15 protein-coding genes are annotated in these 25,298 nt (G+C 73.6%); 12 read left to right on the forward strand and 3 right to left on the reverse strand.

The features are described 5' to 3' along the window. Positions 1–40 precede the first annotated feature (40 nt). Positions 41–463 carry an acyl-CoA thioesterase gene (locus tag ACIQOE_RS29045; protein WP_399012676.1) on the reverse strand — a complete coding sequence of 141 codons (423 nt, stop codon included), beginning with the start codon at positions 461–463 and terminating at the stop codon, positions 41–43. 271 nt (positions 464–734) lie between these two features. Here ACIQOE_RS29045 and ACIQOE_RS29050 point away from each other — a divergent pair, with 271 nt between their 5' ends. The 8 genes from ACIQOE_RS29050 (at position 735) to ACIQOE_RS29085 (ending at position 11,133) form a co-directional block, all read left to right on the forward strand. Then, a complete protein-coding gene (locus tag ACIQOE_RS29050) occupies positions 735–2,270 on the forward strand; it encodes an amino acid adenylation domain-containing protein (protein WP_351320909.1) in 1,536 nt (511 codons plus the stop codon). Positions 2,271–2,345: 75 nt separating this feature from the next. Next, positions 2,346–2,567, forward strand: coding sequence for a phosphopantetheine-binding protein (locus ACIQOE_RS29055; RefSeq protein WP_401414655.1), 222 nt, complete (start codon positions 2,346–2,348; stop codon positions 2,565–2,567). After that, complete coding sequence (locus ACIQOE_RS29060; protein ID WP_401414657.1) at positions 2,564–3,919, forward strand: flavin monoamine oxidase family protein; 1,356 nt, start codon at positions 2,564–2,566, stop codon at positions 3,917–3,919. The genes ACIQOE_RS29055 and ACIQOE_RS29060 overlap by 4 nt, the downstream gene beginning before the upstream one ends. Then, entirely contained in the window at positions 3,916–5,646 is a 1,731-nt protein-coding gene (locus ACIQOE_RS29065) for a class I adenylate-forming enzyme family protein (RefSeq protein ID WP_365562970.1), read from the forward strand. The genes ACIQOE_RS29060 and ACIQOE_RS29065 overlap by 4 nt, the downstream gene beginning before the upstream one ends. A 73-nt stretch (positions 5,647–5,719) precedes the next feature. Further along, complete coding sequence (locus ACIQOE_RS29070; RefSeq protein ID WP_401414659.1) at positions 5,720–7,690, forward strand: FAD/NAD(P)-binding protein; 1,971 nt, start codon at positions 5,720–5,722, stop codon at positions 7,688–7,690. A 2-nt stretch (positions 7,691–7,692) separates the two neighbouring features. Continuing rightward, a complete protein-coding gene (locus ACIQOE_RS29075; protein ID WP_401414661.1) occupies positions 7,693–9,126 on the forward strand; it encodes an adenylosuccinate lyase family protein in 1,434 nt (477 codons plus the stop codon). Position 9,127: 1 nt separating this feature from the next. Further along, positions 9,128–10,528: a lysine 2,3-aminomutase gene (locus tag ACIQOE_RS29080; RefSeq protein ID WP_351320897.1), complete on the forward strand. Its 1,401-nt coding sequence runs from the start codon at positions 9,128–9,130 to the stop codon at positions 10,526–10,528. Positions 10,529–10,530: 2 nt separating this feature from the next. Continuing rightward, entirely contained in the window at positions 10,531–11,133 is a 603-nt protein-coding gene (locus ACIQOE_RS29085) for a TIGR03086 family metal-binding protein (protein ID WP_362644446.1), read from the forward strand. Positions 11,134–11,138: 5 nt separating this feature from the next. Here the strand turns inward: ACIQOE_RS29085 and paaI are convergent, their stop codons facing one another. Then, positions 11,139–11,609 carry a hydroxyphenylacetyl-CoA thioesterase PaaI gene (gene paaI / locus ACIQOE_RS29090; protein ID WP_399012681.1) on the reverse strand — a complete coding sequence of 157 codons (471 nt, stop codon included), beginning with the start codon at positions 11,607–11,609 and terminating at the stop codon, positions 11,139–11,141. Positions 11,610–11,644: 35 nt separating this feature from the next. Between paaI and ACIQOE_RS29095 the strand changes: the two genes are divergently transcribed. From ACIQOE_RS29095 to ACIQOE_RS29110, 4 genes are read left to right on the forward strand one after another with little or no spacing between them, the layout of a single operon-like run. Continuing rightward, positions 11,645–12,049, forward strand: a complete 405-nt coding sequence (locus ACIQOE_RS29095; RefSeq protein WP_401414664.1) for an acyl carrier protein — start codon at positions 11,645–11,647, stop codon at positions 12,047–12,049. Beyond that, on the forward strand, positions 12,046–18,507 hold the full coding sequence (locus tag ACIQOE_RS29100) for an SDR family NAD(P)-dependent oxidoreductase (RefSeq protein WP_401414666.1): 6,462 nt from the start codon (positions 12,046–12,048) through the stop codon (positions 18,505–18,507). Before ACIQOE_RS29095 ends, ACIQOE_RS29100 begins: the two co-directional genes overlap by 4 nt. 16 nt (positions 18,508–18,523) lie before the next feature. Then, positions 18,524–20,356 carry a beta-ketoacyl synthase N-terminal-like domain-containing protein gene (locus ACIQOE_RS29105; protein ID WP_401414668.1) on the forward strand — a complete coding sequence of 611 codons (1,833 nt, stop codon included), beginning with the start codon at positions 18,524–18,526 and terminating at the stop codon, positions 20,354–20,356. Positions 20,357–20,378: 22 nt separating this feature from the next. Further along, positions 20,379–21,950: a fatty acid--CoA ligase gene (locus tag ACIQOE_RS29110; protein WP_401414670.1), complete on the forward strand. Its 1,572-nt coding sequence runs from the start codon at positions 20,379–20,381 to the stop codon at positions 21,948–21,950. Between the two features lie 63 nt (positions 21,951–22,013). Here ACIQOE_RS29110 and ACIQOE_RS29115 read toward each other — a convergent pair whose 3' ends face one another. Further along, entirely contained in the window at positions 22,014–25,055 is a 3,042-nt protein-coding gene (locus ACIQOE_RS29115) for an amidohydrolase family protein (protein WP_401414672.1), read from the reverse strand. Positions 25,056–25,298: the final 243 nt, after the last annotated feature.

Consider the following 25,298-nt stretch of genomic DNA (forward strand, 5'->3'; position numbering starts at 1 on the left):
GTCTCCCCGCGGGCGCCGGCGCCTGGGTGCGAGGCGGCGGTCAGAACCCCATGAATTCGGGGCGCTCCGCCAATTTGAAGAAATGATCGGCGGGATTGTCGATCAGCTTCCTCCGGTCCAGATCGATAAGGCCGGCGACGCTGGAGAGTTCTGCTGCCAGCACGCCGTCGGAGCGAACGATCTGCTGCTCGACGTGGAAGATCTTGCCGTCTCCCCACACCCACTTGCAGGTCACGTCGACCTCGTCACCACCACGCAGTTCATTCCGGAACCGCATGGTGTTCTCCAACACGGCCGGGCCAATTCGGGTGGAAATCAACTTGTCCTGGGAAATGCCTGCCGCGCGGAGGCTCTCCCAGCGTGCGTGCTCGCAATACTGCAGGTAGATGGCCTGGTTGAGGTGCCCCTGGGTGTCGAGCTCGTATCCGCGTACAACGATGCGCACCTGAAACGGCTCTGTCATGCCGGACCGCCCTCCTTCGGGTATTTCCTCACTTCATACCCCATTGGCGATCTCCGTGCAACCATGCCTCGGGGCGCTTCGTAGGCGATGAATCGCAGAGGAATTATGCATTCCGCTGTGAGTCGGCTCACAGCATTATTTTGGTTGACTCCGAGGGGTGCCGCGGTGTTAGCGTCGATGCCGAACCTGGCCGAGATCGATCGGTATTCGATCCAGAATTATCCGGCCCTTCCAGAGCAGCCGTCACGACGCCTCATGGAAAGCGAATCCGATGACGGACTTACTCGACATCCTGACCAGGATGTCCCACGAACGTCCCGATGAACCGGCGATATCTCACAACGGGCGGGAACTGAGCTACGCGGAGCTGCTGCTGCGGATCCGGGCGACGGCGGCACGACTCGGTCCGTCGCCCGGGGCCGTCGGCGTGCTGACCGACCGGTCGCCGGCCACCGTCACCGCGCTGCTGGGCGTACTCGCCGCCGGCGGCACCTACTGCCCCGTCGACCCGTCCTTCCCCGCGGCCCGGCAGCGGGCCCTGCTGGAGGCCGCCGGCTGCACGGCCGTGATAGCCGCCCGGCCCGGTGCCCGGCCGCCCGAGGGCACGCGGGGCGTCCGGCGCGTCCTGTCCGCCGACCCGGCCCCGCGGGCCGGGGACCGGCCGGCCGCCGTCCCCGGCCCCGTCGACCCCGAACGGCCCGCGTACACCCTGTTCACCTCCGGCTCCACCGGCGCGCCCAAGCCGGTCCTCACCCCGCGGCGCGCTATCGACGCCTCGGTCGCCTCGCTGCGCGAACTCTTCGACCTGGTGCCCGCCGACCGCGTCCTGCAGTTCGCGTCGCTCAACTGGGACACCTGCTTCGAGGAGATCCTGCCCGCCCTGACATCCGGCGCGACCCTGGTCTTCCACGACGAGGCCTACACGGGCTCGCTGCCCCGGCTGCTCAGGGCCGTCGCCGCCGAACGCGTCACGGTGCTCGACCTGCCCACCGCGTTCTGGCACGAACTCGTCCGGCACCTGGCCGAGGACGGCGCGGCCCTGCCCGGCTCGGTGCGGACCGTCGTCATCGGCGGCGAGGCCGTGAGCCCGGCCCGCCTCGCCGACTGGCGGGCGCTGGGAACCGGACACGTCCGGCTGGTCAACACCTACGGCTGCACCGAGACCACCCTGATCACCCACGCCGTCGACCTGCACGGCCCGCTGGCGCCGGGCGACGGCGCCTGGTGGGGGGACGGCCGGGTGCCCATCGGCGCCGCGCTGCCGCACGTCGGCGACGACATCGGCGCGGACGGCGAACTCCTCGTCTCCGGGCCCGCGGTGGCCCTCGGCTACGCCGGCCTGCCCGAGGCCACCGCCGAGCGCTTCGTGACCCGGCCGGGCCGGGACGCACCCGAGCGCTGGTTCCGCACCGGCGACCGGGCCGCCCGGCGGCCCGACGGCCTCCTCGTCCACGAGGGACGGCTCGACGCGGAGATCAAGGTGCGCGGAATCCGCGTGGACCCCGCCGAGGTCGAGGCACTGCTGACCGCCTACCCGGCGATCGGCGCCGCCGCCGTGGTGGGGACGCAGAGCGCGGGCCGCACCACCATGGCCGCCTACCTCGTGGCCGACGCGTACGACGACGCGACCGGCACCCTCACCCAGGACGTCCTGGCGTACCTGCGCGAGACCGTGCCGAACCACCTCATCCCGCACCGGCTCACCGTCGTACCCGAACTGCTCTACACCGCCAGCGGCAAGGTCGACCGCGCCGCGACCCATCACCGCCACGCCCCGGCGGCCGCGCCGACGCGCACCCGGGGCTGACGGCACACCGCACCGCCCGGCACCACGGCGGCGGCGCCCCGATGACATCCACGGCATCACAGACGAGGACAGCCGATGAGTTCTGACGACATGGTCGAGATCTTCCGACGCGTACTGGAGACGGACGGCGTCACCGCCGACTCCGACTTCTTCCTGCTGGGCGGCGACTCCCTGCTCGGGACGCGGGTGCTGAGCGCCGTCGCCCGGACCCGCGGGGTGGAGCTGTCGTTCGAGGACCTCCTGGACGCACCCACACCGGGCTCGCTGGCCAAGAAGGTCGAGGGCGTCACCCGATGAGGGCCCTGGTCGTCGGCGCGGGCCTCGCGGGCCTCACCGCCGCGCATGATCTCGCCGCACGCGGCGTGGACGTCCAGGTGCTGGAGGCACGCGACCGCGTGGGCGGCCGCACGCACGGCATCGAGGTGGCCGACGGCGACTGGGCCGACGCGGGCGCCGCCTACCTGGGCGAGCGCCACACCGAACTGCTGGCGCTGATGGCCGACACGGACCTGAAGGCGGTACCGACCGCCATGGAGGGCGCGAGCCGCTTCGCCCTCACCACCGGTGACGCGCGCACCCCGGACGCGCAGAGCGTGCCGGGCCGCTTCCCGCCGCTGAGCGGGGTCGCGCTCGGCGAACTGTTCGACCTGCTCGACGAGGTGACCCGCACGGTCCGCGTCGACGCGCCCTGGCTGACCCCCGACGCGGAGCGCCTGGACGCGACCACGGCCGCCGAGTGGGCCGAGGAGCACCTCACCCACGCCGACGCCCGGCTGTTCTTCCCGCTGTTCCTCGGCGAGATGATGGCCGCCGACCCCGCCGACGTCTCCGTCCTGCACATGGCGTTCTACCTGCGCTCCGGAGGCGGCCTGCGCTACCTCAACGCCTTCGCCGGCGGCGCCCAGGAGTCACGGATCGACGGCGGCGCCCACCGGCTGTGCGAGGTCCTCGCCGCCCGGCTCGGGGACCGCGTCCGACTCGGCGAACCGGTGCTCGCCGTGACGCAGGACGACGACGGCGTCACGGTAGGGACCGCGGTCACCTCCTACCGCGGCGACGCCGTGATCATCGCCGTACCGCCGGTCCTCGCCGACCGGATCGACTTCCGGCCGGCCCTGCCCGCGCCGCGTTCCGGCGACCGCACCGCACCCGGCTGCGCGGTCAAGGTGCACCTGGTGCACCCCGCGCCGCTGTGGCGGGAGACGGGCCTGTCCGGATGGTCGGTCAGCTCGGACGGACCGCTGCTGTCCACCGTCGACGACTCGCCGCCCGGCGGCGTGGGCGTCCTCACCGGGTTCGTCACCGGCGAGGAGGCCAGACGGTATGCGGCGCTGCCCCTGGCCGAGCAGCGCGCCGCCGCCGTCGCCCAGGCCGGCCGCCTCTTTCCCGGCCTGCCCGAACCCATCGGCTTCCACGTCACCGACTGGCTGAACGAGCCCTACAGCCAGGGCTGTTACGCGGCCCTGTTCGGTCCCGGCGACTGGATCGCCCGGGGCCCGGGACTGACCCGTCCGCACGGCCGCGTCCACTGGGCCGGCACCGAGACGAGCACCGCGTTCTTCGGGCTGATGGAGGGCGCCATCCGCTCCGGCCACCGGGCTGCCGCCGAGGCCGCCGACCAGCAACCGACCTCAGGGAGAGCACTGTGACCGCCCCCAGCCCCATAGCCCCGCTGTCCGTACGCCAGCAGTTCATGGCCGACCCGACGCTGGGCGCCGGCAACTTCCTCCAGAAGGCACTGGAGGCCAACCCGCACCGCACCGTCCCGTACGCCTACAGCCACTCCACCGACCACCGGGGCCAGGTCGTCCTGCGCGGCCACAGCCTGACCGACCTCGCCGCGCTGCGTGACCGGTACGCGCGCTGGTACTGGGCCAACGGAGTGCGGCCGGGCGAGCCCGTGGCGGTGTTCGTCGCCGAGGGCCTCGAACCGCTGCTCCACTACCTGGCGCTGACCGCCCTCGGCGCGATCCCGGCGATGATCAACAACGCGATGCCGGAGCGCACCGCCGTCCGCTACATCGACCACGTCGGCGCGGTCGGCCTGGTCGCCGACGACCCGACCCGGCTGGTCGCGGCCTACCGCGCCGACGGCAACCGGCGCCGCCCGCGGTTCGTCGTGCCCAACGCCGAGATACGCGCGTACGACCCGGAGGACGGCGCGCTGCCCGACGCCTACCCCTACCAGCACGAGGCCGACGAGGTGGTGGCCCTCATCCACTCCTCCGGCACCACCGGCACACCGAAGTCGACGATGCTCGCCCACCGGCAGTTCTGGGAGGGCAAGCAGCCGCGCATGGAGCGGTTCCCGGCGCAGCCCGAGGACCGGCTGATGTCCCTCATGCCGCACACCCACGCCGGCGGACTGAGCTACTTCCTGACCGCCACCCTCCTCGGGCTGCCCACCGTGGTCATGGGCGACTGGCGCAGGACGGCCGTGGAACCGGTCATGGAGGCCTTCCGGCCGACCATGGTCGCCTCCTTCCCGCGCACCTTCGTCGAGCTGGCGACGGGCGAGCTGCCCGTCAGGGGTGCCGCCAAGGTGCACAGCTGGTTCAACACCGGCGACGGCGCCCACTACGGCCACATCCGGCGGCTGGTGCAGCTAGGCGAGCGCCCCGCGGGCCTGATCAAGCCGTGGCTGCTGCCCCGCGACCACAGCAGCGAGGAGCCGCTGCCCGGCTCGCAGTTCATCGACGGACTCGGCTCCTCCGAGATGGGCATGGCCCTCTTCGGACAGGTCACCACGCCGGAGTCGGAGCGCAACGACCGCTGCGTCGGCAAGCCCACCGAGGTCGTCACCGCGGCCGCGGTCCTGGACACCGAGGGTGCCGAGGTGCCCGTCGGCACGGTCGGCCTGCTGGCCGTCAAGACCCCCTCGCGCACCCCCGGTTACTGGAACGACCCCGACCTGACCCGCAGCTTCGAACTCGACGGCTACTGGCTGACCGGTGACGTCGCCCGCAGGGACGAGGACGGCAACTTCTACCACCTCGACCGCACCGTGGACGTCATCGACACCGAGGACGGCCCCGTCTACAGCCTCCCCGCCGAGGAGGTGCTGCTCGCCGACTGCGCCGACCTGGTCCAGGACTGCGCCGTCGTCGGAGTGCCCGCGCCGGACGGCCGGGGACACCGCCCGATCGCCGTGGTGCGCCTCCAGCCCGGAGTGGCGGAGCCCTCCGCCGGCGAACTGCGCGAGCGGACCGGCAAGGCGCTCGCCGCGGCCGGACTGCCCCGGCTCGCCGAGGTCATCGTCGCGCGCGACCTAGCCGACTTCCCCACCGGCGTCACCGGCAAGGTCCTCAAGCGTGAGCTGCGGACCCGCTGGGCCACCCTCCTCGGCGACGCCGACCGCGCCGCCGCCGGCGGCTGAGGTTCCCGGGCCCTCACCGGCCCGGCCCCGATCCGTCCGAAGTCGTCACATCGAGCGAAGGATGAACTCCCGCATGCTGGAGAGCGACGGCACAACCCTGTGTGTGATCGGGGCCGGGCCGCGAGGTCTGTCCGTCGTCGAGCGTGTCTGCGCCAACGCCACGGTCACCGGACAGCGGGCGGTGCTGCATCTCGTCGATCCGTACCTGCGTCTGGGCAGCCGCGTCTGGCGGGTGAACCAGCCCCCGATGCTGCTGATGAACACCGTCGCCTCCCAGGTGACCATGTTCACCGACGAGAGCGTGACCTGCGAGGGTCCCGTCTCGCACGGCCCGAGTCTGTACGAGTGGGCGAAGCTGCTGGAGCGGCTGAAGCCCTACGTCCCCTACCCGCCGCACGTGTACGAGGAGGCCGCACGGCTCGGCCCGGACTCGTACCCGACCCGGGCCCTGTACGGGCGCTACCTGGGCTGGGTGTTCGACCGGCTGGTGCGCACCGTCCCCGAGCACATAGCGATCGAACCGCACGGCGCGGAAGCGCTCACGGTCCACGACGAACCGGGCGGAACGCAGACGGTCACGCTGGCCAACGGCACCCGGCTGACCGGCCTGGACGCCGTTGTCCTGGCCGTCGGCCACGTCGACATGCCGCTGACCGCGGGGGAACGGGAGCTGGACGCCTTCGCGGCGCGGCACGGCCTCGGCTACATCCCGCCCGGCAACCCGTCCGAGGCCGCGCTGGAGAGGATCGCCCCGGGGGAACGGGTCGCGCTGCGCGGCATGGGGCTGAACTTCTTCGACCACATGGCCCTGCTCACCACCGGACGCGGCGGCTCCTTCGCCCGCAGGGACGGGACGCTGCGCTACCAGCCGTCCGGCGACGAACCCGTCCTGATCGCCGGCTCCCGGCGGGGCGTGCCGTACCACGCGCGCGGCGAGAACCAGAAGGGAGCCACCGGGCGGCACCACCCGCTGTTCCTGACCGAGCAGGTCATCGCCGGGCTGCGGGCGCGGCGCGGCGCGGGCGAGCCGGTCGGGTTCGGCCGGGACGTGTGGCCGCTGGTCGACCTGGAGGTCCGGGCCGTCTACTACCACGCGCTGATCGCGCAGGAGCGCGGCCGCTACGACGCGGACGTCTTCCTCGGCGAGTACCGCGCGGCCGTCGGCCCGGACACGGGGAGCGGCGCCACCGGCCCGGAGGGCGAGCCCGCGCTGCTGCGGCGGTTCGGGGTCGCCGACGGGCTGCGCTGGGACTGGGACCGCGTCGCCCGTCCCTACGGCGACCGGGAGTTCACCGATCCGGCGGACTTCCGGGACTGGCTGCTCGGCCATCTGCGCCAGGACGTCCGGGAGGCGCACCGCGGCAACGTCCGGGGTCCGCTGAAGGCCGCCCTGGACGTGATGCGCGACCTGCGCAACGAGGTGCGGCTCGTCGTCGACCACTCCGGCATCACCGGCGCCTCCTACCGCGACGACCTGGAGTCCTGGTACACGCCGCTGAACGCGTACGTCTCCATCGGACCGCCGCTCGGCCGTATCGAGGAGATGACCGCGCTCATCGAGGCAGGCGTCCTGCACGTCGTCGGCCCCGGCATGACGGTACGCCCGTCGCCCGAGGGCAAGGCGTTCGTCGTCGCCTCCCCGCGCGTCCCCGGCTCCGAGCACGAGGTCTCGACGCTCGTCGAGGCACGCCTGCCGCAGGTCGACGTGCGCACGACGCGGGATCCGCTGCTGCGCGACCTCGTGGCCCAGGGAGCCGCCCGCCCCTACGTGATCGCCGGCCCCGCGCACCAGCACCACCGCACGGGCGGGCTGACGGTCACGCAGAAGCCGTACCGGCTGGTGGAGGCGTCCGGGGCCGTGCACCCGCGCCGTTTCGCCTTCGGCATCCCGACCGAGTCGGTCCACTGGGCCACCGCCGCGGGCATCCGGCCGGGCTCGGACTCGGTGATCCTCGGCGACGCGGACGCCATCGCACGGGCTTGCCTGGCGGCGGGCGCGGCGACCCGCCTGGCCCGGCCCGTGGCCACCGTGGAAGGAGAGTGACGATGACCTCGAACCGCCTGCCGGGCACCGGCGCCCCCGGCCGCGACGCCGGTCTGCTGTCCCCGGTGTGGGCCGGCCACGGCGAGGAACTGTCCGACGAGGCCTGGGTGGCGGCCATGCTCCAGGTGGAGGTGGCGCTCGCCCGTGCCCAGGCGCGGCTCGGCGTGGTGCCCGAGTGGGCCGTCGCGCCGATCGAGGCCGCCGTGCGGTCCCGGCCCGTGGACGTCGCCCGGCTCGCCCGCGACGCCCGGGGTTCGGCCAATCCGGTCGTCGCGCTCGTCCGCGTCCTCACGGACGCCGTCGCCGGTATCGACCCCGCGGCCGCCGAGTTCGTGCACCGCGGCGGCACCAGCCAGGACGTCCTGGACTCCGCCGCGATGCTGCTCGCGGGCCGGACCCTGACCCGGATCGACGCCGACCTGGGCCGTACGGCGGACGCCCTGGCCCGGCTGGCCGCCGAGCACGCCGTGACGCCGATGGCCGGCCGCACGCTCACCCAGCACGCGGTCCCGGTCACCTTCGGGGCGAAGGCGGCCGGCTGGCTCACCCTGGTGCTGGACGCGAGCGACCGGGTCCGCCAGGTGCGCGCGGCGCTGCCCGTCCAGCTCGGCGGCGCCGCCGGGACGCTCGCCGCGTACTACGAGTACGCGCGGCTGGCGGGCGTCGACCCGGCGGGTCACGCGGCCGCGCTGACCGGCGCCTTCGCCGGGGAACTCGGCCTGCGCGCGCCCGAGGCGCCCTGGCACACCGTCCGCACCCCGCTGGCCGACCTCGGCTGGGCCGCGGTCGCCGTCACCGGCGGCCTCGGCAAGTTCGCCGTCGACGTCCTCGGGATGGCCCGCACCGAGGTGGACGAGGTGGCGGAACCGGGCGCCGAGGGCAGCGGCGCGTCCTCCGCGATGCCGCAGAAGCGCAACCCCGTACTCGCCACGATGATCGTCTCCGCCGCCCGCCAGGCCCCCGCGCAGGCCCTCGTCCTCGGGCAGAGCCTGCTCGCGGAGGACGAACGCTCCGCGGGCGGCTGGCAGTCGGAGTGGCAGCCGCTGCGCGAGGCGCTCCGGCTGGCCGCGGGCGCCGCCCGTACCGCCGTGCCGCTCGCCGAGGGGCTCGCGGTCTTTCCCGACCGCATGCTCCGCAACCTGCGCCTGACCGGCGGCGCCGTCGTCTCCGAACGGCTGAACGCCGCCCTGGCACCGCTGCTCGGCAAGGCCGCCGCGAAACGGCTGCTGGCCGACGTCGCGCGCGAGGCCGTCACCTCCCGCCGCTCCTTCGAGGAGGTGCTGGCGGCGGCACCCGGCCCGGCCGGCGGACTCCCCGACGGCACCGGACTCGCCGACCTGCTCGACCCCGCCAACTACCTAGGGGCGGCCGAGGAACTGGTGGAGCGCGTGCTCCGCCGGCACCGCAACCGGCCCACGTCGAACGCTGAGGATTGAGATGGAAGCCCTGAGGGACACGGCAGCGGGCGTACTGGAGGCCCAGCAGCCGTACGAGTACGAGCGCGTCACCCTGGTGGAGCCCGACTGGCGGCGCTTCCCGGGCTGGCGCGACATCACCCGGGAGCAGTGGCGCGACGCCCAGTGGCAGCGCGCCCACTGCGTGAAGAACCTCCGGCAACTGCGCGCCGTGATGGGCCCGTTGCTCCAGGACCACTTCTACGAGGACCTGGAGGAGGACCGCCGACGCTTCGCCACGATGTCCATCCTGCTGACCCCGCACATGCTCAACACCATGGCGCCGCACGCGCCGGCCGAACCGGTCGTGTTCACCGAGGCCTTCCTCGCCGACCCGGTACGGCGGTACATGCTGCCGGTGGCGAGCGACCGGGACCCGGAGTGGCCCAGCCATCCCTACGCCGAGCGGGACTCGCTGCACGAGACCGAGATGTGGGTGGTGGAGGGCCTGACCCACCGCTACCCGACCAAGGTCCTCGCCGAACTGGTCTCCACCTGCCCCCAGTACTGCGGCCACTGCACCCGCATGGACCTGGTGGGCGGTTCCACCCCGCAGGTCGACAAGCTCAAGCTCACGCTGACACCGGCCGACCGCCAGGACCAGATCGTCGACTACCTCAAGCGCACGCCCGGGGTGCGCGACGTCGTCGTCTCGGGCGGGGACGTGGCCAACGTGCCCTGGCCGCGCCTGGAGTCGTTCCTGATGCGGCTGCTGGACCTGGAGAGCGTCCGGGACATCCGGCTGGCCACCAAGGCCCTGGCCGGGCTGCCCCAGCACTGGCTCCAGCGGCAGGTGGTCGAGGGCCTGGAGCGGGTGGCCCGCACGGCCGCCCGGCGGTCGGTCAACCTCGCCGTGCACACCCACGTCAACCACGTCCAGTCGGTCACCCCGCTGGTGGCGGAGGCCGCCCGGGTGGCCCTGGACGTCGGCGTCCGGGACATCCGCAACCAGGGCGTGCTGATGCGCGGCGTCAACACCACGCCCAGGGCGCTCCTCGACCTCAGCATGGCCCTGCAGGGCGAGGCGAACATCCTCCCCTACTACTTCTACATGTGCGACATGATCCCCAACGCCGAGCACTGGCGGGTCGCGGTCTGGGAGGCGCAGGAACTGCAGCACCGGATCATGGGCTACCTGCCGGGCTATGCCACCCCGCGGATCGTCTGCGACGTGCCCTACGTCGGCAAGCGCTGGGTGCACCAGCTCGCCGACTACGACCGCGAGCTGGGTATCTCGCACTGGACCAAGAACTACCGCACCGGGATCGAGCTGGACGACCCGGACGCGCTCACCCGCCGCTACCCGTTCTACGACCCGATCGCGACCCTGGCCGAGCCCGGCCGGCGCTGGTGGCGCGAGAACGGACACAGGAAAGAAGGCTGACGATGACCATCCAGGAGAGCGTCCTCGACCTCAACCGCCGTGCGGTGCTGCGCAGCGCCGAGATCGTCGCGGAGGTCCGTGCCGACCAGTGGGACGACCCGACGCCCTGCGCGGGCTGGTCGCTGCGCCGGCTGCTGGCCCACATGACGGCACAGCACCTGGGATTCGCCGCGGCCGCCTGGGGCGAGACCTCCGACGCGTCGGTGTGGGAGGAGAAGCCGCTGCGGGACCCGGGGCGTGCCTACGCCGACGCCGTCGGGACGGTGCTGGGCGCGTTCGCCGCCGACGGCGTGCTGGAGCGCGAGTTCTGGCTGCCGGAGATCCACCCGGAGATGCGCTTCCGCGGCGCCCGCGCCATCGGCTTCCACTTCCTCGACTACGTGGTGCACGGCTGGGACGTGGCCGCCTCCCTCGGGGTCCCGGCGGCCTACGACGCGGATCTGCTGGACGCCGCGGCGGAGGTGGCCCGCACGGAGGTGCCCGAGGGGCCGGCGCGGGAGCGTCCGGGCGCGGCGTTCCGGCCGTCGCTCGTGCTGACCGAGGGGAGCACCGAGGACCGCCTGCTCGCGGTCCTCGGCCGTGACCCGGGGTGGTCGCCGAAGTGACCTGCTCAGTCCGTCCGCCGGACCGGCCGGCCCACCATGTGGCTCTGGCCCCGGAACTCCGCGATGACCGTCCCGTCCGGCCGCCGCACGGTGACGTCGTACACGCCGCTGCGGCCGGACCGGGTCCGCTCGACCGCCTCTGCGGTCAGCTCGTCGCCGGGCTCGGCCGGGCGCAGGAAGGTGACCTGGGCGCCCTGTGCCACGGTCACCGGACCGTGGGTGTTGCAGGCGAACGCGAACGCCGCGTCGGCCAGCAGGAACAGGAAGCCGCCGTGCGCCGTCCCGTGGCCGTTGACCATGGTGTCGGCGAGCCGCATCCGCACCGTCGCCCGGCCCGGCCCGGCGTCCTCCAGGGCGATGCCCAGCATCGCGCAGGTGCGGTCCGTGGCGTACAGCTCCTCGGCACGCTGCCGCGCGGCGCGTTCCGCGTCCGCCGTCCCGGCCGTCCGTGCGCCGGCCGTTTCCGTCCCCGTCATCGAAATCCCCTTATCTGCTGGCGTCGAGGAGCAGCATGACATCGTCCGGACCATGGCTGCAGGAATTGAGAGAAATCCCGCCGTCCGAGCGCAGGGCGCTGCTCGAATCGCTCGTCGCGCCGGAGTTCAAGCGTGAACTCATGATGGACGACACGGATGTGCTGCCCTACGACCGGAGTTATTTCGAACTCGGTCTGAACTCGCTGGGCGCCACCGACATCCGGCAGCGGCTGGAAAAGGGAATCGGCCGCCCGATCGATTCCGCCCATCTCTTCAACCATCCGACGGTGGGACACCTGGTCGACTTCCTGGTCGCCGAGGTCGTCCCGGAACTGTTCGCCCCGGCCGCCGCGGGCACGGCCGCACCACAAGCCGCCGAACAGGCGGGGCCGTCCACGAAGGACCTGGTAGACGACATGCTCAAGGAGCTGTACCAGTGACCGACACCCGCACTGACGCCTTGGTCAGAGAACTGCTCCTGGAGAAGTACGAACCCATAGCCGTCGTCGGCATGGGTCTGCGTCTGCCGGGTGACAACGACACCATCGAGCAGTTCTCCGAGTTCCTCCGCGACGGACGCGCGGGAACCGGACCCGTACCGCCCGACCGGTGGGATCTGGCCGCACTCCAGGACGCCGAGGAATCGGCCGGAAAACGCCCTCTCGCGGCCGGCGGCGGATTCGTCTCCGGATTCGACGAATTCGACCCGAAATTCTTCAACATTTCGCCCAAGGAAGCCGAGTTCATCGACCCGCAGCACCGCTGGGCGCTCGAGTCGGCCTGGCGTGCGCTGGAATCCGCGCACATCGACCCCGACACCCTGCGCGGCGGGAACGGCGGGGTGTACCTCGGCGTCGGCCAGATGGACTTCGCGATCGAGATGGAGGCGCTGGATCTCGCCGACCTCGACCCGCACGTCGCCGCCGGCACGGCGCACAGCGCCGCCGCCGGACGCCTGTCCTACTTCCTGGGCTGGCGCGGGCCCTGCATGAGCGTCGACACGGCCTGCTCGTCGTCGCTGGTGGCCCTGCACCTGGCGGTGCAGGGGCTGCGCCGCCGCGAATGCGACGTCGCGCTCGCGGGCGGGGTCAACGTCAACCACCATCCGCGCAACCACGTCGTCTACTCGCGCGCGGGCATGCTCTCCCCGGACGGCAGGTGCAAGACCTTCGACGACTCCGCCGACGGCTACGCCCGCAGCGAGGGCTCCGGCATGCTCGTCCTCAAACGCCTCACGGACGCCCGCCGCGACGGCGACACCGTCCTGGCACTGGTCCGGGGCTCCGCGGTACGGCAGGACGGCGAGAGCGGGGGCCTGACCGTCCCGAACGGCACCGCGCAGATCGCGCTGATGAAGGCGGCGCTGGCGAGCGCCTCGCTCGGACCGGGCGACATCCAGTACGTCGAGGCCCACGGCACCGGCACCTCCCTCGGCGACCCCATCGAACTGGGCTCGATCAACAGCGTGTTCGCCGATTCCCGCGCCCAGGACGCGCCGCTCGTCGTCGGCTCGGTGAAGACGAACATCGGCCACATGGAGGCCGCGGCCGGCGTCGGCGGCGTCGCCAAGGTGGTGTGCCAGTTGCGGGAAGGGGCGATCTACCCGCACATCAACTTCGAGACGCCCTCCCGGCACATCCCCTGGGACCGCTACCGGGTGACCGTGCCGACCGGCGGACCGCGCCCCTGGACGGCCGACGGCCCCCGGCGCGCCCTGGTCAACTCCTTCGGCTTCGCGGGCACCATCGCCTCGGTCGTCCTCGAAGAGGCGCCGGTCCTGCCCGAACGGCCCGCCGCACCCGCCGACGGCCGCGAGATCTTCACCCTCTCCGCCAAGGACCGCCCGGCGCTGCGGGCCCAGGCCGAGAGCCACCGCGCGTTCCTCGCCGCCCACCCGGACCTCGCCGTGCCGGACCTCTGCTACAGCGCCAACGTCGGCCGCACCCACCTCGGCGCCCGCCTCGCGGCCCCGGTCTCCTCCCGTGCCGACCTGGACGGCCTGCTCGCCCGCCACCTGGAGCACGAGGACCCGGCCACCGGGGCCGCCGCGGACAGCGGATTCCGCGACGCGCAGGTGGCGTTCCTCTTCACCGGCCAGGGCTCGCAGTACGTCGGCATGGGCCGCGCCCTGTACGAACGCCACCCGGTCTTCGCCGGCCACCTCGACGCCTGCGACCGCCTTTTCGCCGACCGGCTCGGCCGCTCCGTCAAGGACATCATGTTCGGTACGGCACCGGACAGCGCGGAGGCGATCGACCAGACCCTCTACACCCAGCCCGCCCTGTTCAGCCTGGAGTACGCGACCGCCAGGCTCTGGATGTCCTGGGGCGTCCAGCCCTCGGTCCTCCTCGGCCACAGCGTCGGCGAGATCACCGCGGCCGCGCTCGCGGGCCTGTTCACGCTGGAGGACGCGGTCCGGCTGGTCGCCGTACGCGCGGAGCTGATGCAGTCCGTCCGGGCCCCGGGCGGCATGACCGCCGTCCTCGCCCCGGCCGCCGAGGTCGCGCCATTGCTGGAGGGGTACGCCGACGTCAGCTTCGGCGCGGTCAACTCCCCGAAGCAGTGCGTCGTCTCGGGCGGCCGGGACTCGCTGGCCGAGATCGCCGGGAAGCTGGCGGAGCGGGGCGTGCGCACCAAGGCCCTGCCGGTCTCGCACGCCTTCCACTCCCCGCTCATGGCCGAGGTCGCCGACGCCTTCCGGGAGGCGATCGCCGGCATCGCCTTCCACGAGCCCCGGCTGAGCTTCGTGTCCAACCTCACCGGACAGGTCGCCGTCCTCGACCAGGTCGGCACACCGGACTACTGGGTACGGCACATCGCCGAACCCGTCGACTTCGCCGCCGGAATGGCCTGCGTGCAGGCCCGCGGACGGCACGTCTTCGTCGAGGTCGGGCCCTCCTCCGCGCTCGTCGGCATGGGCCGGCAGAACGGCGACGCGGCCCCGCACCTGTGGCTGACCAGCGCCTCCCGCTCCGACACCGGCGCCGACACGATCCGCACCGCCCTCGCGCGGGCCTACGAGGCGGGCCTGGACGTCTCCTGGACCGCCTACCACCACGAGCGCCGCGGCCGCCTGGTCCCGCTGCCGGGCTACGCGTTCGCCAGGAAGCGCTACCGCCTCCCGGGAACACGCCCCCGCGCCGCCCTCGCCGGCCGGGGCACCGGACCCGCGCACCACCCGCTGCTGGGCCGTGAGGTGTCCACCGCCGAGCAGCGCGCCGCCGGGCAGCGGGAGTTCGCCACGCGACTGGACCCGGGCACCCCGGCGTACCTGGCCGACCACGTCGTCATGGACCAGGTGGTCTTCCCGGGAGCGGGCTACGTCGAGATCGTCCTCGCCCTGCAGGACGCGGTCCACGGCGAGACCGCCCGGCCCGTCCGGGACGTCCGCATCCTGGAGCCGCTGTTCCTCAAGGAGGGCGAGCCGGTCGAGGTCCGCACCCGGCTGCGCACCGAACCCGGCCAGGACCCCGACGGCGGCCCGGCCGCCGTGGAGATCGTCAGCCGCGTGGACGGCCGGGACGGCGTCATCGAACGAGTCCACGCCACCGCGACCCTGGACCCCGCGCCCGACGGCCGCCCCGGCGCCGGCACCGACACCGTGATCCGGCGGCTGCGCGCCACCGCCGACCGGCCCTGCACCCGCGAGGTACGGCACCACGGCGAGGACCTGTACGAGCACTACGCGACCCTCGGCCTGCCCTACGGGCCCGAGTTCCGGCGCGTCACGGGCGTCGACCGCTACCCGGACGGCTTCGCGGTCGGCGAGCTGCGCGGACTGGACACCCCGGCCCCCGAGCAGCTGCGCGCCTCGCTGCTCGACTGCGCGATGCAGACCCTCGGCGCGGCCGTCGACCTCGACGGCACCTACCTGCCCGTCGGCTTCGACCGCATCGAACTCCTCAAGCGGCCCAAGGCGGACCTGCGGGTCCTCATCCAGGTGACCCTGGACGAGACGGCGGGCGAACTCACCGCCGACATCGCGGCCCTGGAAGGCACCCGGCCGGTCTTCGCCGTCGAAGGGGTACGGCTGAAGCGGGTCGCGGGCGCGCCCGCCGACCCCGCCGACCGGATGCTCCTACGGCCCCGCTGGCTCAAGCGCTCACTGCCCCCGGCCGCCGCCACCGCGTCCGGCCGCCAGGTGCTGGCCGTCCACGCCGACCCGGCCGTGCTCGCCGGGGCGGCACAGCTGCTCGCCGAGGCCGGCGTGCCCCTGCTGCACGCCCCGGACTCGGCCACCGCGGTCCGGATGCTCGACGAGCACCCCGCGGTCACCGACCTGTGCTGGTTCTGGAGCCCGGAGCCGGGCCCGTCCGGTGACGAACGGCTGCGCGCGGAGACCGAGCGCAACTACCGCGACCTGCTCACCCTGACCGGCGCCGCCGGACGTCTCGGCTCCGGCCGCGACCTGCGCGTGCTGCTGGTCACCGAACGCGCGCAGTGGCTGCCGGGCGACCCCGCCGACACCACCGGGCAGGACCCGCTGGCCGCCGCGTCGCTGTGGGGCTTCGGCGCGGTACTCCTCAACGAGTACCCGGCACTGCGCACCACCCTGCTCGACCTGGCGGGCCCGGACCCGCGGCCGCTGGCCGACGAGGTGCTGGCAGGCGACGGCGCGGGCGGCGACTTCCAGATCGCCTACCGGGACGGCATCCGCCACGTCAAGCGCCTGCTGCCCGCCGCACCCGCCGCCGGACCGGACGGCAACTTCGAACTGGCCGTCACCGAGTACGGCCAGTTCTCCGCGGTCCGCCCGGTGCCGGCCGAGGACCGCGAACCGGCCGGGAACGAGGTCACCGTCGAGGTCCACGCGGCGGGCCTGAACTTCAAGGACGTCCTCAACGCCCTCGGGATGCTCCGCCAGTACGCCCTGGACAACGGACTGCCCCACGAGCCGCTGCCGCTCGGCTTCGAGGCCGCCGGCACGGTCGTCGCGGCCGGCCCCGACGCCGGGTTCCGGCCAGGCGACGAGGTGGTGCTCAGCCGGATCGGCTGCATGCGGCGCAGGGTCACGGTGCCGTCCACCGTCGTGGTGCGCAAACCCGCGAGCCTCACCTTCACCGAGGCGGCCGGGCTGCCCGCCGCGTACGTCACCGCCTACCACGCCCTGCACCACCTCGCGAAGATCAAGGCCGGGGACCGGGTGCTGATCCACGCCGCCGCGGGCGGTGTCGGCCAGGCAGCCGTACAGCTCGCCCGGCTCGCCGGCGCCGAGGTGTACGCCACCGCCAGCCCCCGCAAGTGGCCGCTGCTGCGCTCCCAGGGCGTACGGCACGTCATGAACTCGCGCACCCTCGACTTCGCCGACGAGATCCTCGAGGCCACCGGCGGCGAGGGCGTCGACATCGTCCTCAACAGCCTCAACAAGGACTACATCCCGGCCGGTCTGCGCACCCTCGCGCACGGCGGCAGGTTCGTCGAACTCGGCAAGATCGGCATCTGGTCCGCCGAGCGGATGCACGCCGAACGCCCCGACGTCGGCCATCACACCTTCGACCTCAGCGAACTGCCGCCGGACGAACTCGACCGGCTCAACCACGACATCCTGCGCACGGTGGCCGACCACGTCGACGCCGGCCGGCTCGGCGCCCTGCCGACCGCCGGGTACGCGCTCGACGAGGTCGAGGAGGCGTTCGGCGCGCTCAGCCGCGGAGCCAACGTCGGCAAGATCGTGATCGCCTTCCGCGACGAGCACGAGCGGCCCGCCGAACCGGTCCGCATCAGCGCCGAGGAGACCTACCTCGTCACCGGCGGCCTCGGCGCGCTCGGCCTGGCCACCGCCCGCAAGCTGGTGCAGCTCGGCGCCCGCCGCCTGGCGCTGGTCAGCCGCAGGCAGCTGACGCTCCCCGAACTCATGGACCTCTCCGCCGAACTCGGCGACGACGTCGAGGTCAGCGTCCACCACGGCGACATCGCCGAGCCGGCCGACGTCGAGCGGATCATCGGCGCCCTCACCGGCGGGGCCGCCCCGCTGGGCGGCGTCGTGCACGCGGCCGGCGTCCTCGCCGACGCACCGCTGACGGGCCAGACCTGGGACAGCATGGAGAGCGTCCTGCGGGCCAAGGTGTACGGCACCTGGCTGCTGCACCGGGCCGCCGCCGCCCTGCCCTCGGTGCGCTTCTTCGTCGGCTACTCCTCGATCGCCGCGGTCCTCGGCGCCGCCGGACAGGCCAACTACGCCGCAGGCAACGCCTACATGGACGTCCTCATGCAGCGGCGGGCCGCCGCCGGACTGCCGGGCCTGAGCGTCAACTGGGGTCCGTGGGCGGAGATCGGCATGGCCGCCTCGCTCACCGCCCAGCAGATCAAGGGGATCGAGGACCGGGGACTGCGGTTCGTGCCGCCCGGTGCCGCGCTGCGCGCCCTGTTCACGGCGCTGTCCCGGCCGCACGCCCAGACAGTCGTCGGCGTCTTCGACTGGGACGCGTACGCCGCCGCCCAGCCGTTCGCCAACGCGCTGTTCAAGGACCTGCTGTCGGGCGACGGAGGCAGGAGCGCGCCCGAGGCCGACCTGGACGCGATCCTGTCCCGGCCGAAACCGGAGCGCGAGGCGGCGCTGCGGGAACTGCTGCGCGGCAAGGTCGCCGAGGTGCTGCGGTACGACTCCGCGCAGGACGTCGACCCCGACACCCCGTTCGTCGCGCTCGGCCTGGACTCCCTGGCCTCGGTCGAGCTGAAGAACGCCCTGGAGGCGGTGTTCGGCATCCCGCTGCCCGCCTCCACCCTCTTCGACCACCCGGCCGTACGGCCCCTGGCCGCCTTCGTCGACGGCGCGCTCGTCCCGGACGGACCGGAACCGGCGGACGCACCGGAGCCGGGCCGCGCCGGTGACGTGGAGGACCTGTCCGAGGCGGAGGCCGACGAGGAACTGGCGGCGCTGCGCGAGAGCCTGCTGTAGGACGGTGCGAGGGAACGTGACGAGCTACATCGACCATCTGGAAACGCTGTCCAAGAAGCAGCTCATGGTGCTGCTCGCCCGGCAGCGCCAGGAGCGGACCCAGGGCGTCGCCGTCGTCGGCATGGGCTGCCGGCTGCCCGGCGGCCTGGACGACGCCCGGTCCCTGGGGGCCGCGGTGCGCACCGGGCGGGTGCTCGCGACCGAGACCGCCGGCGTGCCGGCCGACAGCCTCGGCCGGCCGCGCTGGAACCTCGGCGCGGCCGACCTGGCGCCGCTGGCCGGCCGGCTGCGCCAGGGCGCCTACCTGAGCGGCGTGGACCTGTTCGACGCCGCCTACTTCGGCATCCCGGAGCAGGAGGCGCTGCACATGGACCCGCAGCAGCGGCTGCTGCTGGAGGTCACCGTGCAGGCCCTCGCGGACGCGGGCCTGTCCCGGGAGCGGCTGCGCCGATCGAGCGTCGGCGTCTTCGCGGGCGCCGGGCCGGTGGAGTACCCGTACGCCTGGCTGCGCGGCGGGCTTCCGGACGGCGCGCTCTCCCCGCACATGAGCACCGGCAGTTCCCCGAGCGCCTTCTCGGGCCGGATCGCCCTGGCGCTCGGGGTGGCCGGCCCCGCGATCACCGTGGACACCGCCTCCTCGTCGATGCTGACCGCGGTGCACCTGGCCGTGCAGTCCCTGCGGCGGCGGGAGTGCGACATCGCGCTGGTGGGCATCGCCAACCTGCTGCTGTCGCCGTTCAGCACGGGCATCCTGGACCGGGCCGGGATGCTGTCGCCGACCGGCCGCAGCCGGCCCTTCACCCGCCGGGCCGACGGGCACGTGCGTGGCGAGGGATGCGGCGTCGTCGTCCTGGAGCGGTACGCCGACGCCGTGGCCGCGGGCCGTCCGTCGTACGCGCTGGTCCGGGGCAGCGCGGTGCACGCGCAGGGCGACCGGCCGAGCATGTCCGTCGCCTCGGCCCGCGGCCAGAAGGCGGTGATCGAGCGGGCGCTGCGCGACGCCGGGGTGACGGCCGCCGACGTGCAGTACGTCGAGGCCCAGGCCAACGGGTCCCGGCTGGGCGGCCAGATCGAGGCCGAGTCGATCGCCGAGGCCTACGGGCGGTTCTCCCCGGACGCGCCGCCGCTGCACATCGGGTCGGTCAAGGCGAACATCGGCTACCTGGAAACCGCCTCCGGCGGCCCGGCACTCATGAAGACGGCGCTCGCCCTCGCCCACGCCGAACTGCCGCCGCAGCCCGGCGCGGACGACCTGGACCCGGACATCCCGTGGCGGCGCACCGGGCTGCGGCTGGCCGCCGCCCCGCTGCCCTGGCCCGCGACGGACGTCCGGCGCGCCGGGGTGAGCGGCTTCGGTTTCTGCGGGACCAACGCGCACGTCGTCCTGGAGAGCGCTCCCGGCAGCGCGGCCGGCGACCCGGAACTCCCCGGGCCGTGGCTGCTGCCGCTGTCCGGGCACAGCGAACCGGCCCTCGCCGGCACGGCCCGGCGGCTGCTGCGGCACCTGAGCGAGACCACGGACTGGAGCCCGGCCGCGGTCAGCCGCACGCTCGCCGAGGGACGGGACCACCTGGCGGTGCGGTACGCGGCGGTGGTGCACGACCGGGGCGGTCTGCTGCGGGAGCTGTCCCGGGCCGCGGACGGCGCCCGGCCCGCCGTCGAGGCGCCCGAGGACGCCCCGGAGCGCACCCTGCTGCTGTCCCGGCTCGCACGGCGCCACCTCGCCGGGGACCCGCCCGACCTCGCCGCCCTGTGGCCCGCCGGCGCCCCGCGCCCGCCGCTGCTGCGGCTGCCGGGGCCGGCGCTGACCGGCCGGCGCTTCTGGCCCGGCCACCACGACTGGACCTGACCGTCTACGGATTGGACGCCCCATGCACTATCCGAATCTCCGGACCGCCGTGGACACCGTGGCCTTCCACGCGGAGCGGCGGCCCGAGCAGGTGGCACTGGTGTGCGAGGGCCGCGAGGTCACCTACGAGCGGCTGCACCGCGACAGCAACCGATCGGCCCGCGCGCTGGCCGCCGCCGGGATCGGCCGGGGCGCGCGCGTCGCCTACCTCGGCAAGGAGTCCGAGCACTACTACGAGATCTTCTTCGCCTGCGCCAAGACGGGCGCCGTCCTGGTGCCGGTCAACTGGCGTCTCACCGCGGCCGAGGTGGACCACATCCTGGCCGACTCGCAGGCCGAACTGGTCTTCGCGGAACGGGAGTACATGGACGTGGCCGAGCGGTCCCGGGCCCGGCTGCCGTCCCGGCCCGCGGTGGTGGGCGTGGACGGATGCCAGGGCGGCGGCAGCGGCTTCGAGGAGTGGCGTGCCGGGTTCGCGCAGGACGACCTCGCGATCGAGGCACGCTCCGACGACCCGGTGGTCCAGCTCTACACCAGCGGCACGACGGGCCTGCCGAAGGGTGTCGTCCTCGCCCACCGGAGCTTCTTCGCCGTCGCCGGCCTGCTGGCCGAGCACGGCCTCGACTGGATCGACTGGCAGTCCGAGGACGTCAGCCTCATCAGCATCCCCGGCTTCCACGTCGCCGGCATCTGGTGGGCCATGCAGGGCTTCAACGCCGGCGTGACGAGCGTGGCCATGCGGATGTTCTCGGCCCACGACGCCGTACGGCTGGTCCGGGAACTCGGCGTCACCACGACCCTGGCCGTGCCCGCGATGCTGCAGATGATGCTGGCCGAACCCGGCGTCGGCCCGCAGGACTTCGTCTCCCTGCGCAAGGTCACCTACGGCGGCTCCCCGATCTCCGAGGCGCTGCTGCTGCGGTGCATCGAGACCCTGCGCTGCGATCTGGCGCAGCTGTACGGGCTCACCGAGAGCGGCAACACCGCGCTGTGCCTGCCGCCCGGGGACCACGTGCCGGGCAGCCCCCGGCTGCGCGCGGCGGGCCGCCCCTACCCCGGGACCGAGGTGGCGGTGACCGGCGAGGACGGCGCCGTGCTGGCGGCCGGCGAGATCGGGGAGATCCGGCTGCGCACGCCCGCGGTGATGCTGGAGTACTGGGGCCTGAAGGAGGCGACCGCCGAGACCCTCGTCGACGGCTGGCTGCGCACCGGTGACGCCGGCTACCTCGACGAGGACGGCTACGTCCACATCTGCGACCGCATCAAGGACACCGTCATCGTGGCCGGCGAGAACGTCTATCCGGCCGAGGTGGAGAACGCGCTGTGCGGCCATCCCGCGGTGGCCGAGGCGGCGGTGATCGGCGTACCGGACGAACGCTGGGGCGAGGCCGTGCGCGCTTTCGTCGTGCTGCGTCCCGGGACGGCGGCGAAACCGCGGGAACTGAAACTCTTCCTTCAGGACCGTATCGCCGACTTCAAATCCCCGAGCGGGTACGAATTCGTCGAACGGATTCCGCGGAATCCCAGTGGAAAGATTCTCCGCAGGGAATTGCGCGAGCGTTTCTGGGCGGACCGGGAACGTCAGGTCAACTGACGGCGGAATGACGTGCGGAGCCGGGCGGGATTCCTCCCGCCCGGCCCTTCGCCGTGCCCCGGCTCAGCGCTGGCGGCAGCACCCCTGGTGGCGCGGGTCGGCCTCGTGCCAGTAGTGGTCCGCGTCGCGTCCGGCGGTGGCCGCCGCGGTCCGCACCCGGTGCGGGTGCGCGACGCGCTCCGCGGCCCCCGCGGGCCTGCGGAAAGGTTCCAGCAGCTCCGGCACGGTGTGCAGCCTGCCGCCCGACATCACCTGCCGTACGGCCGCGGCCGCGCCGATGTCGCGCAGCGGGTCGCCCGCGACGAACACCAGGTCGGCGAGGTGGCCGGGGGCGACGGCGCCCAGCTCGCCGGCCAGGCCGAGGCAGCGGGCGGCGTTGCCGGTCGCGGTGGTGAGCGCCTCCCAGGGCGCGAACCCGTACTTGACCAGGGCCCGGAGGTTCTGGTGGATGCTGATGCCGATGTCGTCCAGCGCCGCGTCGGTGCCCGCGACGACCAGGCCGCCGGCCCGGTGCACCCGCAGCAGCATGTCGCAGTCGCCCGTCGTCCAGGCGTGGTCGAGTTCGGCGTCGGGCCCCGAGCCGGCGGCGTCCGCCTTCTGCCGCAGCCGCTCGTACTCCCAGTCCGGGAACAGGATCCGGGTGCGTTCGTCCTCGACCAGCGACCGGTCGTCGGCGAACAGTTCCGTCGCGAACAGCGTGGTCGTGGAGATCCACATGCCGCTCGCGGCGAGCAGGTCCACGGAGTCCTGGAAGGTCCGGCCGGCCGCGAAGCTCAGGGTGCGCGAGTAGCCGAGCCGGTTGCCGCCGCCGGTGTGCTCCATCCCGTCCAGACCCGTGCGGGCCGCCGGGTAGAGGTAGTGCGAGGTGACCGGCACGCCGGCCGCGTGGCCGCGCTCCACCACCTCGCGTTCCAGGTCCAGCGGCAGCCGGATGTAGGACTTGAGCAGGTCGTAGCGGAGGGCGAGGGCGCGCCGCAGGTCGCGGTCGAGCTGGGCGCGCGAGAAGACCGGACGCATCACCCGGTGCTGGCCGCGGGTCCCCTCGAACCCCTCCCCGGAACCGAAGTACCGCGGCCCCACCCGGGCGCCCGCCGCCAGCGCCTCCCGGTTCTCCACCATCTGGTAGGCGGGGTCACCCGGCGTCCGGCTGGTGGTCACGCCGTACGCCAGCCAGGTCCGGCCCTGCCGGTCGCCCCACTGCGGGCCGTGCCAGTGCCAGTGGTTGTGGGTGTCGATCAGGCCGGGCAGCACGGTCAGCGCGGACGCGTCCACCGTCCGGCCGCCGCGGACGCCGCCGCGCCGCGCCACCTCGGTGATCCGGCCGTCCTCGACGACGATGTCCACGTCGTGTCGGAGCCGGTCGCCGGTGCCGTCCCACAGCGCCCCGGCCCGTACGACGGTCCGCCCCGCGGGTGCGGGACGGCGGGTCCAGGTCAGCCGGGTGGGGACGGTGCGGGTGCCGGAGCCGTCCAGGCCGTGGGCGCGCAGCCGCCCGTCGGACAGGTACAGCAGGGTGGTGCCGCGGGCGTCGACCGACAGGGAGTCGGCGGTCTCCCCGGTCAGCCCCTCGGGCTCGCCGGTGATCCGGCCGTCGGCGTCCACCGGGATCCGCCAGGCCAGGCTCTCCATGCCCACGATCAGATGGCGGCCGTCCGGCGTCCACAGCGGGCCGTCACCGCTGCGGGTGGACAGCGAACGCCCCGGCGCCGGGGCCTGGTAGCGCACCTCGCGGCTGTCCAGGTCGACGGTGAGGATCTGGTTGTGGCCGTTGCTGCTGCGGCGGGAGTACGGCGCGACCGCGGCCAGCGCGATCAGCCGGCCGTCGGGCGACCAGGCCGGAGGACCGGGCTGGTACAGCTCCTGCACGACCTTGGTCACCGAGCCGTCGGCGACGGTCAGCACCCAGGTGGCACCGGCTTCGTCCTGGTAGGCGATCCGGGTCCCGTCGGGCGACCAGCGCGGCGCGAGCTGGGCGTTCGGCAGGTCGGTGAGCCGCTCGCGGGCACCGGTGGCGAGGTCGTGGCGCCACAGGTTGGCGGTGCCCGCGCGGTCGCTCGCGTAGACCAGGGAACGGCCGTCGGGGGACCAGTCGGGGGAGGCGTTCCAGTAGCCGTCGCCCGCGATCCGCCGCGGCCGTTCGCCGTCGCGCAGCACCCACAGGGCGTTGAGCGCGCGGAAGGCGACGCTCCGCCCGTCGGGCGAGAGCACCGGGTCGGCGATGCCGAGGACGTCCTGCGGGCGGGTGGAGGTGAGGTCCGGGCCGCGGCGCCGGTACGGGGCGGGCCGGGCGAGGCTCACCTCGGCGGCGAACGGGATGTCGGTCCGCATGCCGTCCAGGGTGCGGCGGCGGATGTGCCCGTCGGCGGTGTAGAGGAGTTCGCCGGCGCCGAGCCAGCAGGGTGCCAGCGGGAAGACGTCCTCCTCGTCGGTCAGCACCCGGTCGTCCAGCACCAGCCAGGCGCGGGGCCCGGTCACCCGCACGTGGGCCACGTGCCGGCCGTCGGGGCTGAACGACGGCGCGTACAGGGTCGCGTCCGCAGGTCCGGTCACCAGGGTGCGGACCGTCCCGGTGTGGATGTCCACGGCTTCGACGGCGGTGCCGTCGGCGGTGTAGGCGACCTGTCGTCCGTCGGGCGACCAGGTGGGCATGGCGACGTTGCGGTCGCCCTGCGTCAGTGCGCGCAGGGCGCCGGTCCGGGTGTCCAGCAGCCACACGCGTCCCGCGTTGCCGCGGTCGGAGGCGAACGCCACGAACCGTCCGTCCGGCGAGAACTTCGGCTCCTGGTCGTACCCGGGTCCGTCGGTCAGCCGGTGCGGCCCGGACCCGTCGGCGCCGATCCGCCACAGGTCGTAGGCCCCTTCGCGGAACGACTGGAACACCAGGCTCTGGCCGTCGGGCGCCCAGTGCGGCTGGGTGGCGTCCAGTCCGTCCTCGGTGAGGCGGCGGGCGGTGCCGCCGGCGACGGGCAGCAGCCAGATCGCGTTGAGCGCGTCGAAGGCGAGGGTGCGCCCGTCGGGCGCGAGGGAGACGGCGAGGTTGGCGCCCTCCCGGGCGGTGATGTGCGCGGCGGGCGCACCGGCGGCGGAGTCCGCGTTCCCGGCCACGGGTACGAGTACCCCGAGTCCCGCGACGCCTCCGCCTCTCAGTAACGTGCGCCGTGATATCCGTCCGGTTGTCTCCTGGTGCGCGGAATGCGGATCGGAGCTGTTCGATGTCACGGACTTCCCCCTGTCGTGATACGGCGTCAGAACCCTATAACGGGCATGCCGCGACCGCGGGGTGATTATCTCGAATCCGTGTGCGGAATCGGTGTGACGGGAAATCCGAAAGGCGTTACCGGGACTTTC

Source organism: Streptomyces sp. NPDC091282 (genome assembly GCF_044757385.1).
GTDB lineage: Bacteria > Actinomycetota > Actinomycetes > Streptomycetales > Streptomycetaceae > Streptomyces > Streptomyces gramineus.